General features: G+C 66.6%; 16 protein-coding genes. 11 read left to right on the plus strand and 5 right to left on the minus strand.

Going from position 1 to position 15165, the window contains the following annotated elements; translation table 11 throughout:
* The 4 genes from C793_RS13345 to aroQ all read left to right on the plus strand — a co-directional run.
* On the plus strand, positions 1 to 438 hold a 438-nt coding region (locus C793_RS13345), incomplete at its 5' end, for an RNA-guided endonuclease InsQ/TnpB family protein (RefSeq protein ID WP_017429232.1).
* A gap of 509 nt (positions 439 to 947) precedes the next feature.
* Positions 948 to 1334 (plus strand): CrcB family protein, encoded by a 387-nt coding sequence (locus C793_RS0101790; protein ID WP_017429233.1) that lies wholly within the window; start codon positions 948 to 950, stop codon positions 1332 to 1334.
* The gene (locus C793_RS0101795; protein ID WP_017429234.1) at positions 1331 to 1741 is read left to right on the plus strand and encodes a fluoride efflux transporter FluC; all 411 of its coding nucleotides are present in this window, start codon (positions 1331 to 1333) and stop codon (positions 1739 to 1741) included. Before C793_RS0101790 ends, C793_RS0101795 begins: the two co-directional genes overlap by 4 nt.
* A gap of 14 nt (positions 1742 to 1755) precedes the next feature.
* A complete protein-coding gene (aroQ, locus tag C793_RS0101800) occupies positions 1756 to 2205 on the plus strand; it encodes a type II 3-dehydroquinate dehydratase (protein WP_017429235.1) in 450 nt (149 codons plus the stop codon).
* Here the strand turns inward: aroQ and C793_RS0101805 are convergent.
* From C793_RS0101805 to hemC, 5 genes are all read right to left on the minus strand, one after another.
* A complete protein-coding gene (locus tag C793_RS0101805) occupies positions 2202 to 4112 on the minus strand; it encodes an FUSC family protein (protein ID WP_169330543.1) in 1911 nt (636 codons plus the stop codon). The two genes, aroQ and C793_RS0101805, sit on opposite strands and share 4 nt — an antisense overlap.
* Before the next feature lie 108 nt (positions 4113 to 4220).
* On the minus strand, positions 4221 to 5492 hold the full coding sequence (locus tag C793_RS0101810; RefSeq protein WP_017429237.1) for a heme biosynthesis HemY N-terminal domain-containing protein: 1272 nt from the start codon (positions 5490 to 5492) through the stop codon (positions 4221 to 4223).
* Positions 5489 to 6967, minus strand: a complete 1479-nt coding sequence (locus tag C793_RS13350; protein ID WP_017429238.1) for a uroporphyrinogen-III C-methyltransferase — start codon at positions 6965 to 6967, stop codon at positions 5489 to 5491. Before C793_RS13350 ends, C793_RS0101810 begins: the two co-directional genes overlap by 4 nt.
* Before the next feature lie 16 nt (positions 6968 to 6983).
* The gene (locus C793_RS0101820) at positions 6984 to 7778 is read right to left on the minus strand and encodes a uroporphyrinogen-III synthase (RefSeq protein ID WP_017429239.1); all 795 of its coding nucleotides are present in this window, start codon (positions 7776 to 7778) and stop codon (positions 6984 to 6986) included.
* Positions 7779 to 7780: 2 nt separating this feature from the next.
* Positions 7781 to 8722, minus strand: a complete 942-nt coding sequence (gene hemC, locus C793_RS0101825) for a hydroxymethylbilane synthase (protein WP_017429240.1) — start codon at positions 8720 to 8722, stop codon at positions 7781 to 7783.
* A gap of 264 nt (positions 8723 to 8986) precedes the next feature.
* On the opposite strand from hemC, the gene argH reads away from it, so the two are divergent.
* From argH to C793_RS0101860, 7 genes are all read left to right on the plus strand, one after another.
* The gene (argH, locus tag C793_RS0101830; RefSeq protein WP_017429241.1) at positions 8987 to 10390 is read left to right on the plus strand and encodes an argininosuccinate lyase; all 1404 of its coding nucleotides are present in this window, start codon (positions 8987 to 8989) and stop codon (positions 10388 to 10390) included.
* On the plus strand, positions 10387 to 10530 hold the full coding sequence (gene lptM / locus C793_RS14225; RefSeq protein ID WP_026106046.1) for an LPS translocon maturation chaperone LptM: 144 nt from the start codon (positions 10387 to 10389) through the stop codon (positions 10528 to 10530). The genes argH and lptM overlap by 4 nt, the downstream gene beginning before the upstream one ends.
* Positions 10531 to 10595: 65 nt before the next feature.
* A complete protein-coding gene (lysA, locus tag C793_RS0101840; RefSeq protein WP_017429243.1) occupies positions 10596 to 11885 on the plus strand; it encodes a diaminopimelate decarboxylase in 1290 nt (429 codons plus the stop codon).
* Positions 11885 to 12721 carry a diaminopimelate epimerase gene (gene dapF, locus C793_RS0101845; protein WP_017429244.1) on the plus strand — a complete coding sequence of 279 codons (837 nt, stop codon included), beginning with the start codon at positions 11885 to 11887 and terminating at the stop codon, positions 12719 to 12721. The genes lysA and dapF overlap by 1 nt, the downstream gene beginning before the upstream one ends.
* 35 nt (positions 12722 to 12756) lie before the next feature.
* Positions 12757 to 13467, plus strand: coding sequence for a DUF484 family protein (locus C793_RS0101850; protein ID WP_017429245.1), 711 nt, complete (start codon positions 12757 to 12759; stop codon positions 13465 to 13467).
* Positions 13460 to 14368 (plus strand): tyrosine recombinase XerC, encoded by a 909-nt coding sequence (locus tag C793_RS0101855; RefSeq protein ID WP_017429246.1) that lies wholly within the window; start codon positions 13460 to 13462, stop codon positions 14366 to 14368. Before C793_RS0101850 ends, C793_RS0101855 begins: the two co-directional genes overlap by 8 nt.
* Positions 14369 to 14373: 5 nt before the next feature.
* Positions 14374 to 15114, plus strand: a complete 741-nt coding sequence (locus C793_RS0101860) for an HAD family hydrolase (RefSeq protein WP_017429247.1) — start codon at positions 14374 to 14376, stop codon at positions 15112 to 15114.
* Positions 15115 to 15165 lie beyond the last annotated feature (51 nt).

Raw genomic sequence — 15165 nt, forward strand, 5'->3', positions numbered from 1 at the left:
AAGGCACGGTTGCTTGTTGCCAAAGCGCACGAGCGGGTGGTTAATGCCCGCAAGGATTTCCAGCACAAACTGTCTCGGCAGATCGTTGACGACAACCAAGCGGTGATCGTCGAGACACTGAAAGTCCAAAACATGATGAAAAATGCCAGGCTCGCCAGGCACATTGGCGATGCGTCCTGGCATGCCTTGATCGAAAAGTTGGCATACAAGGCAGAGGAAAAGGGAAAGCACCTGGTCAAAATTGACCAATGGTTTGCCAGTTCCAAAACCTGTCACGCATGCCAGCACAAAATGGATATGATGCCGCTACATCTCCGGTCGTGGGCGTGCCCCACCTGTCATACACGCCATGATCGGGATATTAACGCCGCGCTGAACATCAAGCATCAAGGTATCCAGCAGTTAAAGACGGCAGGGCTGTCCGTCTCTGCCCACTGAGGCTCGCGTAAAGCCGGCACATGGTCGGTAGCAGCCGTTGAAGTGGGAAGCCCCGTCCGTGGCGCGTTAGCGCTTGGGGCGGGGAGCAGTCACCGGCTATTCACAGTTGAGCCATAGGTTGTCCCCGATGTTATCCACAGCTGTTTTTCGCCAGGCGACGCTTCTACTAGCGGTTTGATGGGGTTGTGTCAATGAGGCAGCATGCCGCGCTTTTTCGCCCCTGGGGCGTGAGAGCCCCGTGTGACCCGCGTTTCCGCCGAGGGTCGGCAAGCGCACCGCACAGCGGAGAAGCCGAAGGCCAGCGGAGGCGGCACGCGTCTCGCAGCGGGGTGATGGGCGTGCGCAAGAGGTTATCAACAAAAAGTCACGGCGATAACAAGTTGTGGATAAGTTGGTTTTCAGCGGCTGTCATTCAGCAAGGGGTCATCCCTGATCCTTGAGCCGCTCTTGATCAATGAGCCGTTAACCATCACAAGTCGCCAACCATCAATAGCTTGCAAGGAGACGCCATGTTCAGCCCTGTAACGCTGGCCGGTGTGGTAGCCGGTGGTGCCCTGGGCGGGGCACTACGCGCTTATGCCACCCGCGCCGGTGCGCGCCACCTGGGCGCGCAGCTGCCCTGGGGGACGCTGGCGGCCAACTACCTGGCCGCGCTGGCGCTGGGCGCGTTGACCGCTGCTGCTGCCTTGAACCATACGTCCGGGCTGCTGCTGGCCTTTGTAGCGACCGGAGCGCTGGGCGGGTTGTCCACGGTGTCGTCGCTGGCCCAGCAGACTCTGGGGCTTTGGCAGGAGGCGCGGCAGGCTGCCGCCGCGGTGTATCTCGGCCTCAGCGTGAGCGGCGGCGCGGCGCTTGCGGCACTAGGCTATTGGCTGGCCGGCGGGGTGGCGGGATGAGCAAGCTGCGTTTTTATCTGGCCGTGGCCGCCGGCAGCGGCCTGGGTGCCGGGGCGCGCTACCTGGTGGCGCTGGCAGCGGCCGGCGTGGTTGGCTCGGCCTTTTGGCTGCCCACGCTGGCTATCAACTTCGCCGGTGCGGCGCTGATAACCGGCTACTCGACCCGTGCGGCGCAAGACCCCGACGGCCGGCTGGCACGCTGGCACGGCTTCTGGACCACCGGGTTTTGCGGCGGCTTTACCACGTTCTCGCTGTTCAGCGTTGAGGCGGTCATGCTGTGGCAGCGTGGGCAGCCGGTGCTGGCGGTCGGCTATATAGCGCTGAGTGTGATCGGCTGGATGGTGGCCGCGCGCTTCGGGCAGCGGCTTGCGACCCTGATGCCTGGCGCCTCCGAAAAAAAACCATAACACAAGGATTCTGCATGTCGGACTCGTTGAAAGTGCTGGTGCTGCACGGCCCCAACCTGAACCTGCTGGGGACCCGCCAGCCCGATATCTATGGCCGTGAGACCCTGGCGGACATCAACGCCGCGTTGACGCGCCGCGCCGACGCGGCGGGCGTGACGCTTGACCACCAGCAAAGCAACCACGAGGGTGAGCTGATCGACGCCATTCAGGCGGCGCGCACCGACGGCACGGCCGCCATCATCATCAACCCCGCCGCCTATACGCATACTTCGGTGGCGATTCTTGACGCGCTCAATGCCTTCGACGGCACGGTGATCGAGGTGCATCTATCCAATGTCCACAAGCGCGAGGCGTTCCGCCAGCATTCCTATGTGTCATTGCGCGCCGACGGAGTGATCGCGGGGCTGGGCAGTCAGGGCTACCACGCGGCGCTGGACGCCGTGGTGGCCGCCCGGGCAGGTTAACCACCGCGCAGCGCGGCGGTATCGTTCAACGCGTGGCGCAGCTGGCCGGCCAGGCTGTCCAGCGAGGGGATGTCCTCGCCGGGCGGCAGGTTGGCCAGTGCCTGGGTGATGCCGTCGGGGTCGCGATGGAGCCGGCGCAGTGCTCCCAGCAGCTGCCGGGCGGCGCGCTGCTCCACATCGTTAAGCCTGGCGTCCTGCAATAACGTGCGCAGATGAATCACGCTGTCGGCCAGGTTCAATATCCCCAGCGTACCGGCGTGGCTGGCGCCGCCGGCTGCCTGCGCCCGGCCCACGTGGAGCATCAGGCGCAGCAGGCGGCGATACATGCGGCCGTGCCAGCGTGCATCGGGCGGCTGGCCGTCCGACCGGCCGCACAGGCGTTCGATATCGCGCAGCATCAATCGCGCCAGGTGGGCGGCGCGGCGCGTCGGGTCCCGGGGCAGCAGCCGATAGGCAAGCGCCACCAGGGCGATGCTGGCAATCAGCGAGCCGGCGTCCAGCAATACGCTGCCGGGTAGCGTCGGGGCGTCGATGAACGGCTGGCTGGCGAGCATGAAGCACATGTTGCCATCCAGTGCGGGGATGCCGGTTTTGCTGCTGGCCCGGGCCAGACCACCGAACAGCATGAAGGGCGCCAGCAGCAGCACGATATCGCCGAGCCCCTCGGCGTGCGGCATCAATCCGATGCGGAACGCCGCGGCCAGGCTGACCCCGACGATGATGCCCTGCAACATGCGCGGTGCCAGTAACTGCGGCATGTCCATGCTCGACAGCACCATGGTGAAGGTGCAAAGCCCCATCGCCGGCAGCCAGGCGTTGCTCCAGCCCGAATAGCCCACCAGCAGCCCGGCGAGCAGAGTGACCACGCCACCCGCAGCGCCGGCAATCAGCGCCGAGGGGATGTCCCGGCGCGTGGGCAGGGTGATCGGGTCCGGCAGGTGGCGCCGGGCGCTGCGCTGTTCTCGCCAGGCGTGTCCTGCGGTTTCCGCCTGTGCCAGCTGGCCGAGCAGCCGCGCCAGCCGGGGAGAGAAGATCTCGGCCTGTTGGGCGGCGTCGTGCAGTGCGTCGCTGGCGCTACCTTGCCGGGCGGGCTGGTCGAGCTGCCGGGCAGCGCGGTTCAGGGCGTCGCCGAGCGCCTTCGGCATGGGTTGCCGAGCATCCAGGCGGGCCATGGCCAGCAGGCTCAAGGTGGCGGCGACAAAGCCGCCGCTGACCAGCGCTCCCGACGAGCGCCGCAGCGGTCCGGCATGATCGGGGTCGAGCTGCTGCTCCAGCCGGGTCAGCGTCAGCAGCAGCTCGTTGTCGGCCGGTGGCGCATCGCCTTGGGGGGAGTCCTGGAAATCGTTTCGCGCCAGCTGTCGGAGGGCGTCGCCGCTGAGACCGCGCACGCGATCGAGCAGTTCGCGCCGGGGCGGGGCCGGCAGCAGAACCATGCCCATGGCCATGACGCAGATAACGCCGATCAGCGTGCAGATGACGCGCGCCAGGGCGATGGCAGCGCCGCCGGTGCCGGCGGCCAGGCTGGGCAGCAGCACCACGCTGGCGGTAAGCCCGGCCATGAGCGCGGCATAGCCGAATGCGGCTCGAGTCAGGTGGGTCAACGCTGCACAGCCGCCGGCCCAGGCGGCCAGCAGCATCAGCGCCAGCGGCAGGGGCAGAGGTGCTGCCAGCAGGGCAAAGCCCACGGCGGCACCCGCCAGCGTGCCGACCAGGCGGTAAACGCCGCGCTCCAGCAGCAGCCCGCGCGAGGGCTGAGCCACGATCCAGACCGCCATCGGCGCCCAGAAAGCGTTGGGCAGATGGAACAGCGAGGCAATGGCAAAGGAAGTCAACGCCATGGCGGCGGTACTGGCGCCAAACACGGCGGTTTTGCGGCTCAGGCCCAGCGCCCGGGCAGCACGCGGCATGACAGATAGGGTCATATCAATGAAAGCAGGACGGGTGACGTAAAAAAGGGCGCCGTTAGGCGCCCTGATGATGACGATAGTAGCCATGTTATCACGGCACGGCCGCTATCAGGCGCTCTTCCTGTGTTTGCCCCGGTTCTTGCCTTTGGCGGCGTCGTCCGCCTGGTCGCTGTCAGGCTGGGGCAGCGACGGCAGCGACTTGGCCAGCATTTCCACGCTGTGTCGGTAGTAGAGCTGGCTCTTGTTGTGCTCGCCCAGGCTGGCATAGAGCCGCGCCAGCTCGGCGCAGACCACGCCGTTGGGGCGCTGACGCTGACTGGCCTCGAAGTATTCCTGCGCTTTGGTCCAGGCGCCGGTGCGCAGCGACAGCCGCCCGCAGGCCAGCAGCAGCTCGGGGTCGTTGGGCCGCTCCTTGAGCCAGCCTTCGGCCTTGGCCAGCTGGCGGCGGGTGTCCACGTTGAGCATGCCGTAGCGCTTCACCAGCCGCGCATCCCAGTGGTAATCCAGCGAATGGCTGAGCAGGCGTTCGGCGATGGTATTTTCATCGGCCTGGATCAGCGCTTCGGCGTAGAGCACGATCAGCTCGGTGTTGGCCCGGAGGTAGTCGGGCATGTCGGCCCAGAGGCTGCGCACGCGTTCGATATCGCCGGGGTTTTTAGCCTCGAAGATAATCAGCTCGCGGTAGGCGCGGGTTTCCAGCTGTTCGCGCTCGGCAGCGGAGATCAGCTTCTGCGCGGCCAGACGCGGAATCAGGCGGCGCAGGCCGTCCCAGTCGTTGACGCTCAGGTGCACCTGCTTGAGCAGCTTGAGCACCTGGGGATGATTGGCGAGCTTCTTGTCCAGGCGGTTGAGGATGGCCAGCGCCTCTTCGGGCTGCTGGCGGTCGATCATCAGCTGTGCCTGCATCAGGCCGATGGCGGCATCGGCGCCGTCGGTGGACAGCTGCGCCTGGTTCAGATGCCGTTGCGACTGGTCATAGCGCCCCTGGTAGTGCGCCGCGAGCGCCGCCGAGAGGTGGTTGACCAGCGGCGTGCTGGAGTCGTCGGCCGAGTGGGCGAGGGTTTTCTCGGCTTTTTTCCAGCGACCTTCGGTGAGCGAGACCAGCCCGCGCACGGTACGCTTCATGGCCCGGCGGTTGCGCGCCCGGCCGTTCCAGCGGCGAAAGCGGCCTACCGGGCGCAGCAGGCCGGTCAGCAGGCGCAGGACGAAGTGCAGCACGACAAAGGCGACAAACAGCAGCACCAGGCCAAACCAGAACGAGGTTTGCACCGAGGTATCGCCCACGCGCACCAGCCAGTAGCCGGGCACCGACATCATCAGATGCCCGAACAGCGCGCCGAGCGCGAGCCCGGCAACGATCAGTAATACGAGCTTTCTCATGCCCCACCTCCGCTTTCGCGGCGCGCTTCAAACCGCTTGTCGATAAACTCGGCCAGCGCCTGCTGAGAGCCGCTGATATCAGGCAGCTCGGGCTTGATGGAGGTCTGCTTGAGCTCTTCCAGACGGCTGATCACGCCCTGGGTATCGGGGCGGTCGGTATCGTAATAGCCGTTGATGAGTTCCAGCGCGTCGTCGATGCTGCCCTCGAAAAGGGTCTGTTCCTGCTTGAGCAGCGCCAGCTGGGCCTGTTCCATCATCAGCCGCAGGCTTTGCCCCAGGTAGGCTTCCTGCTCGGGCGTGACCAGCGTTTCCAGGCCTTCATCATGCTGACGGACAACCACCAGGTCCTTGAGCTCCTCGCCGAAGCGGGCGAGCTGACGCGGGAAGGGCCCCTCGGGCGCTTCGTCCATGTCCGATTCGGCTTTTTGCGCTTCGACATCCTGGTCGAGGTGCAGGCTGCGGATGCGTTCCTGCTGGGCATCCAGCGCCAGGTAAAGCCCGGTGCGGTCCACGTTGGGCACGGCGTCCAGGCGGGAAATTTCGTCGGCAATCCGACGGCGTACCGGGGTCAGCGCCGGGTTGTCGGCGTCTTCCAGACGCTGGTCGGCCGAATTCAGCAGCGCCGCGGCGCCCTGAACGTCGCCTTCAAACTGCAGGCGCTGGTTGGCCAGCCGCAGCAGGTAAGCGGCCTCGGCGTGGAGCCAGTCGCGCTCGTCGGTGTCCTGTTCCTGCGAGAGCTGGGTGAGCACCTTATCGAGGGTCTTGTCCATGCTCTGGCGGTAGTCGGAAAACTCGCTACGCAGCGATCCCAGGGTGTTGTCGAGCTTCTGGCTGCGCTTCTTCTCGCCGCTTTCCAGGCGCGAGGCCAGGTCGTCAACGCGCTGCTTCGAGGCGCTGCCCACGGCTTCTTCCGCTACCGAATCGAGGCGCTGCTGCTGGCTTTGCAGCCGCTGCCAGCCCTGCCAGGCAAGAAACGCCAGCGCGGCCGCGACGATCAACACCAGCAGGATAGCCAGCAGTCCGGCCTTGCTGCCGCCCGCCGCTTTGGCGTTTTGCGGCGGCTGACCGCCACCGCCGCCGCCGGTGTTGCGACTATCGTTGCGGTTATTGTCGCCGGGCTTTTTATCCTCGGGCTTTGGGTCGCCGGAATCCTTGTTGCTGGAGTTTTTGTTGCCAGTGTTTTTATGGCCGGAGTCTTTGTTGCCAGAGCTTTTATCGCCGGGCCTGGGGTCATTGCCCGCTTTCTGACGGTCCGCCTTGTCGTCGGCCTTTTTGTCTTGGTCTTTTTGCGTCTGGACCTTTTGGGCATTGTGCCTGTTGTTGCCCTTGCCTTTGCCACCCTTGTGGCGGGCCTTGTTCGATGGCGCGTCGGACGCGGCCGCGGTGTCATCGGGCGTGGTGCCTTGCGTGACGTCGTTGCGCTTGGCGTCGTCCGCCTTGGGCGCCTCGTCCTGATCATGGGAGTGTTGGTTCATGTGTCACTAGCCTTTGTTAAATTCCTTGATCGACATCGGCGCCCGGTGGAGAGCCAACGCGCGCGAGCGCGGCGGTCAGGGCGGGCGGTGTAGCCCCTGACGCCACGATGGTGGCCGTAAAGCCCAGCGTGCCAGCCAGTGTAGCCAATCGTTGGCTGGAAACGATTAGCGGTTGGTGCAAGGCGGCCAGGTCGCACCATTTTGCCAGATGTTGCAGCATTTCGCCGCTGGTGACGATCAACGCCCGGTAACGGCCGTGGTGAAGCCGCTCGCGCGATGCCCGGGGCGGCGGCTGGTATTCGCGGCGGTAGATTTCGCTGCGGGTGACCCGGGCGCCGCGTTCCTGCAGGGTTTGGGTCATCAGCAGACGGCCGCCTTCGCCGGCGACCAGCAGGATCCTTTCCGGCATGCCGTGGCCGCTGCCGCCCGGGTGACGCAGCGAGGGTAGCGTCAGCAATGCCTCGGTGGTGTCCTCGGCGGCGTCTTCCGGTGGCGTGCGTACGCGCACGCCAAGCCGCTGGTGCAGCACCTCGGCGGTGGCCATGCCGACGCTGTAATAGGCGATCCCCACGGGCAGCTGCGGCCAGTAGCGGTCCAGGGCATCGGCCAGGCAGTGGGCGGCAAAGGGGCTGACCACGATGATTTTGGCGTACTGGTCGATATCCATCCAGCAGCTGCGCTGTTCGGGCGTCTCGGTGAGCGGTATGAGCTGCATGACCGGCAGCTTCTCGACCGCGTGGCCGCTGTGGCGCAGGGCATCGGCGAGCGCATCACCGCGCTCGCCGGGACGGGTGACCAGTACCGGCTGCATGCCTACTGGCGGCCGTAAACGTCGGCGAGAATGTCGCCGGCGCCCTGGTCGAGCAGCTCGTCAGCGATGCGAATGCCCAGCGCCTCGGGCTCGTGCATGGAGCCCCTGCCTTCGGCGCGCAGCACTTCGGTGCCTTCCGGGTTGCCCACCAGGCCGCGCAGCCAGAGGGTTTCGTTATCCCGGTCGAGGATTGCATGGCCGCCGATGGGGACCTGGCAGCCGCCTTCCAGGCGGGTGTTCATGGCGCGTTCGGCGCGGACCCGGGTGGCGGTGTCGGCATCGTCGAGCGGTGTGAGCAGGCCAATCATTTCCGGATCGTGCAGGCGGCATTCGATGCCCAGCGCTCCCTGGCCGCAGGCGGGCAGAGAAACTTCCGGCGGCAGCGCCCTGGTGATGCGGTCCTCAAGCCCCAGGCGCTTGAGGCCCGAGGTGGCGAGAATGATGGCGTCAAATTCGCCGTCGTCGAGCTTGCCCAGGCGCGTCTGGACGTTGCCGCGCAGGTTGAGAATCTCCAGATCCGGCCGCGCTTCGCGCAGCTGCAGCCCCCGGCGCAGGCTGGCGGTGCCCACTTTGGCGCCTTCGGGCAGGTCGTCCACGTCCCGGTAGTGGTTGGAAACGAAGGCGTCGGTGGGGTCGGAGCCGTCGAGAATCACCGACAGCCCCAGCCCCTCGGGGAAGCTCATGGGCACGTCCTTCATCGAGTGCACGGCAATGTCGGCGCGGCCGTCGAGCATGGCTTCTTCCAGCTCCTTGACGAACAGCCCCTTGCCGCCAATCTTGGCCAGCGGCGTATCGATGATCTTGTCGCCCTTGGTGGAAATGGCCACCAGCTCGACGTCCAGCTCGGGGTGGGTGGTCATCAAGCGCTCACGCACATGCTCGGCCTGCCACATGGCCAGTTGGCTTTTGCGCGTGGCGATACGCAACTTGTTAAAGGATGGCACGTTATTCTCCCCAGGGTCGCTAAACGACCGTATAAAAGACAATGGAACCCATCATAAAGCACCTGAGCAGCCAGGAAAAATCGCGCCCCGGGGCGTGCCGCAGGCCCCGGCGACTCTGGTACACTTTTGCCCATCGGTACATTCTGCTTTTTATCTTCGCATAACATCCTTGACCTTGTGCCATGCGCCCGGCGTTTTGTCGCATGGCGGCGTTACCCGCGTCCGGGCCTGCGATGCCAACTGCATACCTGAGGGACTTTTGCCATGAGCCAAGCCACCAACCAGTCCTGGGGCGGCCGCTTCAGCGAGCCAACCGATGCCTTTGTCGAGCGCTTTACCGCGTCCGTTGACTTTGATCAGCGCCTGGCGCAGCAGGACATCCAGGGCTCCATTGCCCATGCGACCATGCTGGCGCGGATTGGCGTTCTGAGTCGCGATGAGTGCGATACCATCGTCAACGGGCTTAACGACATTCGCGGCGAGATCGAGCGCGGCGAGTTTGACTGGTCGGTGCCGCTGGAAGACGTGCACATGAACATCGAGGCGCGCCTGACGGAAAAGATCGGGGTGACCGGCAAAAAGCTGCACACCGGGCGCTCGCGCAACGACCAGGTGGCCACCGATATCCGCCTCTTCCTGCGCGACGCCGTGGACGCCGTGGAAGCCGAGCTGATCCGCCTGCGCGAGGGCATGGTAGCGCTGGCAGCGCGAGAGGCGGATACCATCATGCCGGGCTTTACCCACCTGCAAACCGCCCAGCCGGTGACGTTTGGCCATCATCTGCTGGCGTGGCAGGAAATGCTCGCCCGGGATCACGACCGCCTGCTGGATTGCCGCCGGCGGATGAACGTGCTGCCGCTGGGCGCGGCGGCGCTGGCGGGCACCACCTATCCCATTGACCGCCATGTCACGTCCGATCTGCTGGGCTTTGACCGCCCGGCGGAGAACTCGCTGGACGCGGTAAGCGATCGCGATTTCGCCATCGAATTCACCGGCTTCGCCAGCCTCCTGCTGATGCACATGTCGCGGATGAGCGAGGAGCTGGTGCTGTGGAGTAGCGCGCAGTTTGACTTCATCGACCTGCCCGACCGCTTCTGCACCGGGTCGTCGATCATGCCACAGAAGAAAAACCCCGATGTGCCCGAGCTGGTGCGCGGCAAGACCGGGCGGGTCTACGGCCACCTGATGAGTCTGCTGACGCTGATGAAGTCCCAGCCGCTGGCCTACAACAAGGATAACCAGGAAGACAAGGAGCCGCTGTTCGATACCGTGACCACGGTGCTCGACAGCCTCAAGGCCTTTGCCGACATGGTGCCGGCCATCGAGCCCAAAAAGGCCCACATGTTCGAGGCCGCGCGCCAGGGCTTCTCCACGGCGACGGACCTGGCCGACTACCTGGTGCGCAAGGGGCTGGCCTTCCGCGACGCCCACGATGTGGTCGGCCAGTCGGTGGCCTACGGCCTGCAGCAGGAAAAGGACCTCTCCGAGATGACGCTCGACGAGCTCCAGCGCTTTTCCGGCGCGATCGAGCCGGATGTCTTTGATGTGCTGACGCTGGAAGGTTCTGTCGCCGCGCGCAATCATATCGGTGGCACCGCGCCCGACCAGGTGCGCGCGGCGGCCGGCCGGGCGCAGGCGACGCTGGCCGATATCCGGGCCAATACATGAGGCAGCGCCGGCGAAACCTGATCGCAATGCTGCTGGCCGGGCTGTTGCTCGCCGGTCTGCTGGCCGGCTGCGGTCAGAAAGGGCCGCTTTATCACCCGGATGCCGACCGCACAGCCGAGCAGACCGACACCGGCGGCTGAATGCGGCCGCCGGGCGCCGTTACACAACACGCCGGCCGCCAGCGGCCGGTGCCAATGAGGAACGCATGGATTTTTTCAACCACCGCGACGGCGAGCTGTTTGCCGAGGAGGTGCCGCTGACGCGTATTGCCGCGGATGTCGGTACGCCCTGCTACGTCTATTCCCGGGCCACGTTCGAGCGTCACTTCCGCGCCTATAGCGAGGCGCTGGGCGAGCATCCGCACCTGATCTGCTATGCCGTCAAGGCCAACGCCAACCTGGCCGTGCTGGGGCTGCTGGCGCGCCTTGGCGCGGGCTTCGATATTGTTTCCGTGGGCGAGCTGGAGCGCGTGCTCGCTGCCGGCGGCGACCCGGCGCGGGTGGTGTTTTCCGGGGTGGCCAAGCAGGCCGGCGAGCTCCGGCGGGCGCTGGAAGTGGGTATCAAGTGCTTCAACGTCGAATCCCGCGCGGAGCTCGAACGGCTCGACGCCGTCGCGGGGGAGCTGGGCGTCGTGGCGCCGGTATCCCTGCGGGTCAATCCCGACGTCGACGCGGGCACCCACCCGTATATTTCCACCGGGCTCAAGGACAACAAGTTCGGCATTGCCATCGACGATGCGCTGGATGTCTACGCCCTGGCGGCCGAGCTGCCAAACCTCGGCGTGGTCGGGCTGGACTGTCACATCGGCTCGCAGCTGACCGAAACCGCGCCGTTTCTCGACGCTTTGGAGCGCCTGCTCGCGCTAATGGACAAGCTGCGCGAACGCGGCGTGACCATCCAGCATCTGGATCTGGGCGGCGGCCTGGGCGTGCCCTACCGCGACGAAACGCCGCCGCACCCGTTTGATTATGCCCGACAGCTGCTGGCGCGCCTGTCGCGCTGGGAAGGCGCGGAAGATCTGACGCTGCTGTTTGAACCCGGGCGCTCGATTGCCGCCAACGCCGGCGTGCTGCTGACCCGGGTCGAGTTCCTGAAACCCGGTGAGAGCAAGAACTTTGCCATCGTCGACGCGGCGATGAACGACTTGATTCGCCCCGCGCTGTATCAGGCGTGGCAGGCCATCTTGCCGGTGGATACCCGGCAGGCGCGTGAGGCGGCGGTGTACGATGTGGTCGGCCCGGTGTGCGAGACCGGCGACTTTCTGGGTGAGGGGCGCGAACTGGCGATTGCCGCCGGCGATCTGCTGGCCGTGCGTTCCGCCGGCGCCTACGGCTTTGTCATGGCCTCGAATTACAACAGCCGCCCGCGTCCGCCGGAAGTTATGGTCGATGGCGACAGCTGCCACCTGGTGCGCCGGCGCGAAACCGTCGCCGACCTCTGGGCCGGCGAAGCGCTGCTGCCCGATGACCGGGCCCGTTCGGGAGCGCAGCGCTGATGCTTTTGCACTTCACCAAGATGCACGGTCTGGGCAACGACTTCATGATGATCGACCGGGTCAGCCAGCGGGTGCACGTGCACGCCGACCAGGTGCGCGCCCTGGCCGATCGCCGTCTGGGGGTCGGCTTTGACCAGCTGCTGGTGGTCGAGCCGCCCCGGGACCCGGACATGGATTTTCGCTACCGCATCTACAACGCCGACGGCGGCGAGGTGGAAAACTGCGGCAACGGCGCGCGCTGTTTTGCCCGTTTTGTCCGCGACCAGCGGTTGACCCACAAGCGCAACATCCGCGTGGAAACCGCCGGCGGGCCGCTGACGCTGACGGTTCAGCACGACGGCCAGGTGCGCGTGGACATGGGGCGGCCGCGCTTTACGCCCTCGGCGCTGCCGTTTGACGCCGAAGGCGACCGCCCGCTGCACGAGCTGGACCTGGGCGACGAGACCCTGGCCATCGGCGTGGTCTCAATGGGCAACCCCCACGCGGTGCTGCAGGTAGAAGAGGTGCAACAGGCGCCGGTGGAGCGGCTGGGGCCGCTGATCGAAGCGCACCCGCGTTTTGCCCACCAGGTCAATGCCGGCTTTATGGAAGTGGTTTCGCCCGGCCATATTCGCCTGCGGGTCTTCGAGCGCGGCAGCGGCGAGACCCTGGCCTGCGGCACCGGCGCCTGTGCCGCCGTGGCCACGGGTATCCGCCAGGGGTTGTTGAAAAACCCGGTCAGGGTTTCACTGCCCGGCGGCGAGCTGACCATCGAATGGCCCGGCCCCGAAGCGCCGCTGGTGATGGTCGGCCCGGCCGAGCGCGTGTTTGACGGCCGTGTGGCGCTCGGGCGCTGAGTCGGCACCGAACCCAACGCTCAAGGAGAATGGCGATGACCGAGGCCCCCGAACCCCGCAAGACTCTCGATCCCGATCAGGTGGCGTTCTGGCTGGCGCGCCATCCCGACTTTTTTGTCGGCCGCGAAGGGCTGCTGCAACAGCTGAAAGTGCCGCATCCGCATACCGAGGGGGCGGTATCGCTGCTGGAACGGCTGGTGCTGGATCTGCGCAGCCGCGCCGAAATGGCCGAAAGCCATCTGGATCACCTGCTGGGCACCGCCCGCCACAGCGAAGCCCAGTACCGCAAGCTGCGCGATACGCTGCTGGCGCTGCTGGAAGCGCCCGATCGTGACGCCCTGGCGCAGGCGCTGGCCACGCAGATGAGCGAGCGGTTTGCGACACCCGCGGTTGCGCTGTGGTGCGCGCCGGAGCTCAGCAATGACGAGGCCGCGCCGCCCCAGCCGCCGCGCCAGGTACTCGGCCACCACGCCGGCGCACGCCTGGCCGCGCTGCTGGACGGGCGCACCAGCCGCTGCGCCAAACTGGGCCTGAGCGACTGGAAGACCCTGCTGCCCCATGTGCCGGTGCCGACCAGGCCCGGTTCCTGCGCGGTGACGCGGCTGGTCGCGGGAGAGTCGCCGGGCTACCTGCTGCTGGCCAGCACCGATCCCGATCAGTACCGCGCCAGCATGGATACCCAGTTCACCGAGTATCTGGGCGACGTCGTAGCCCGGCTATTGCTGCGGCTGGCGCCCCATGCGTAAGAGTCGCGCCGGCCTGGCTGAACAGGTGGCGGCGTTTCTGGCCGCGCTGGGGCAGCACGCCAGCTCCGCCACCGTGGCCGCCTATCGTCGCGACCTGGCGGCCTTCGAGGCTTTTGCCGCCCGCCGGGACGTTGACGACGTCGGCGATATCGACACCCTGCTGGCTCGGGGGTTTTTATCCGCCGAGCGCAGCCGCGGGCTGGCCCCGCGCAGCCTGGCCCGCCGCCGCGCGGCGCTGTCGCGGTTCTGCGACGAAGCCGTGGCCGCCGGTCGGCTGGCCGACAACCCGGTGGCGCCGCTGCGCACTCCCAAACAGCCCGATCACCTGCCGCGCCCGGTGGATATCGATGTGCTGTCGCGCTTTCTGGATACGCCCCATGACGATACCCCGCTGGCGCGGCGCGACCAGGCCATGCTGGAAATGTTCTATACCGCCGGCCTGCGCCTGGCCGAACTCGCCTCGCTGGATGTGAATGACGTCCGGGCCGGCCGGGTGCGGGTCATCGGCAAGGGCGGCAAGCCACGCCAGCTGCCGGTGGGCCGTCGTGCAATCGATGCCCTGGCGGCCTGGCACAAGGTACGCGGCGGGCTGGCCGACCGGCACACCACGGCGCTGTTTGTCGGCCGGCGCGGCGCCCGCCTGGGGCATCGGGCGATTCAAAAACGCCTGGCGAAGCTGGCGCTGGAACGCGGGCTGCCCGAGCACCTGCACCCGCACCGGCTGCGCCATTCCTTTGCCAGCCATCTGCTCGAATCCAGCCAGGATTTGCGCGCGGTGCAGGAGCTGCTGGGCCACGCCAACCTGTCGACCACCCAGGTCTATACCCGGCTGGACTGGCAGCATCTGGCCGACAGCTACGATGCCGCCCACCCCCGCGCTCGGCGCCGCGAAACGGAGTAAGCGTCATGCACCGGCTGCACGCCATCACCTTCGACCTGGACGACACGCTGTGGGACAACGACGGCGTCATGGAGCTCACCGAACACGGCCACTACCGCTGGCTACACGCGGCGCTGGCGGCCCACTATGCGCCGGAGCAAACGTCGCGGCTGCTGGAACTGGGCCATGCCGACGGCCTGGCCGACTACGTCGAGCGCCGCCTGCGTCTGGCCCGGGAAGTGCCCGAGCGCCGGGGGGATTTTACCTGGCTGCGCCTGCGCGCCCTGGAAGAACAGCTGCAGGCTGTCGGCTTTAACCGCGCGGAGGCCGTGGTCTGGGCCGAGGCGGCGATGGAAGAGTTTCACCGCCTGCGCCTGAACGTAACGCCCCACCCGGAGGCCGACTCGCTACTCGCAACGCTGGGGCAGCGCTACCGTCTGGCGGCGATTACCAACGGCAATATCCAGCTGGCGCGCCAGCCGCTGGCGCACCACTTCCCCGTGGCCATCGCCGCCGGCGAGCTTTTTACCCCCAAGCCCGATCCCCGCGCGTTTCTCACGACGCTTGAGCGCCTTGACGCCGCTCCGCAGCGCGCCATGCACGTCGGCGATTCCTGGGCGGAAGATATCCTCCCCGCTAACTGGCTGGGCATGCACGCCGCCTGGGTGTCGAGCGAGCACGACCGGCCGCTGCCCGCCGGCGTTCAGCGCATCGCCCACGTCAGAGAGCTGCCCGAGCTGCTTGAGTGGCTGGAGCGCCGGCGTTAGCACGTTGCGTTAACGCGGCGATCTCACAGTTGATGATGTTCCCGGCTCACA

This window comes from Vreelandella jeotgali Hwa, assembly GCF_000334215.1.
Classification (GTDB): domain Bacteria; phylum Pseudomonadota; class Gammaproteobacteria; order Pseudomonadales; family Halomonadaceae; genus Vreelandella; species Vreelandella jeotgali.

What these genes read in the sequence shown, in the direction of transcription:
- C793_RS0101790 (WP_017429233.1), top strand. Translation starts at nt 948, where the DNA reads ATGTTCAGCCCTGTAACGCTGGCCGGTGTGGTAGCCGGTGGTGCCCTG.
- C793_RS0101795 (WP_017429234.1), top strand. Translation starts at nt 1,331, where the DNA reads ATGAGCAAGCTGCGTTTTTATCTGGCCGTGGCCGCCGGCAGCGGCCTG.
- aroQ (WP_017429235.1), top strand. Translation starts at nt 1,756, where the DNA reads ATGTCGGACTCGTTGAAAGTGCTGGTGCTGCACGGCCCCAACCTGAAC.
- C793_RS0101805 (WP_169330543.1), bottom strand. Translation starts at nt 4,112, where the DNA reads ATGCCGCGTGCTGCCCGGGCGCTGGGCCTGAGCCGCAAAACCGCCGTG.
- C793_RS0101810 (WP_017429237.1), bottom strand. Translation starts at nt 5,492, where the DNA reads ATGAGAAAGCTCGTATTACTGATCGTTGCCGGGCTCGCGCTCGGCGCG.
- C793_RS13350 (WP_017429238.1), bottom strand. Translation starts at nt 6,967, where the DNA reads ATGAACCAACACTCCCATGATCAGGACGAGGCGCCCAAGGCGGACGAC.
- C793_RS0101820 (WP_017429239.1), bottom strand. Translation starts at nt 7,778, where the DNA reads ATGCAGCCGGTACTGGTCACCCGTCCCGGCGAGCGCGGTGATGCGCTC.
- argH (WP_017429241.1), top strand. Translation starts at nt 8,987, where the DNA reads ATGAGCCAAGCCACCAACCAGTCCTGGGGCGGCCGCTTCAGCGAGCCA.
- lptM (WP_026106046.1), top strand. Translation starts at nt 10,387, where the DNA reads ATGAGGCAGCGCCGGCGAAACCTGATCGCAATGCTGCTGGCCGGGCTG.
- lysA (WP_017429243.1), top strand. Translation starts at nt 10,596, where the DNA reads ATGGATTTTTTCAACCACCGCGACGGCGAGCTGTTTGCCGAGGAGGTG.
- dapF (WP_017429244.1), top strand. Translation starts at nt 11,885, where the DNA reads ATGCTTTTGCACTTCACCAAGATGCACGGTCTGGGCAACGACTTCATG.
- C793_RS0101850 (WP_017429245.1), top strand. Translation starts at nt 12,757, where the DNA reads ATGACCGAGGCCCCCGAACCCCGCAAGACTCTCGATCCCGATCAGGTG.
- C793_RS0101855 (WP_017429246.1), top strand. Translation starts at nt 13,460, where the DNA reads ATGCGTAAGAGTCGCGCCGGCCTGGCTGAACAGGTGGCGGCGTTTCTG.
- C793_RS0101860 (WP_017429247.1), top strand. Translation starts at nt 14,374, where the DNA reads ATGCACCGGCTGCACGCCATCACCTTCGACCTGGACGACACGCTGTGG.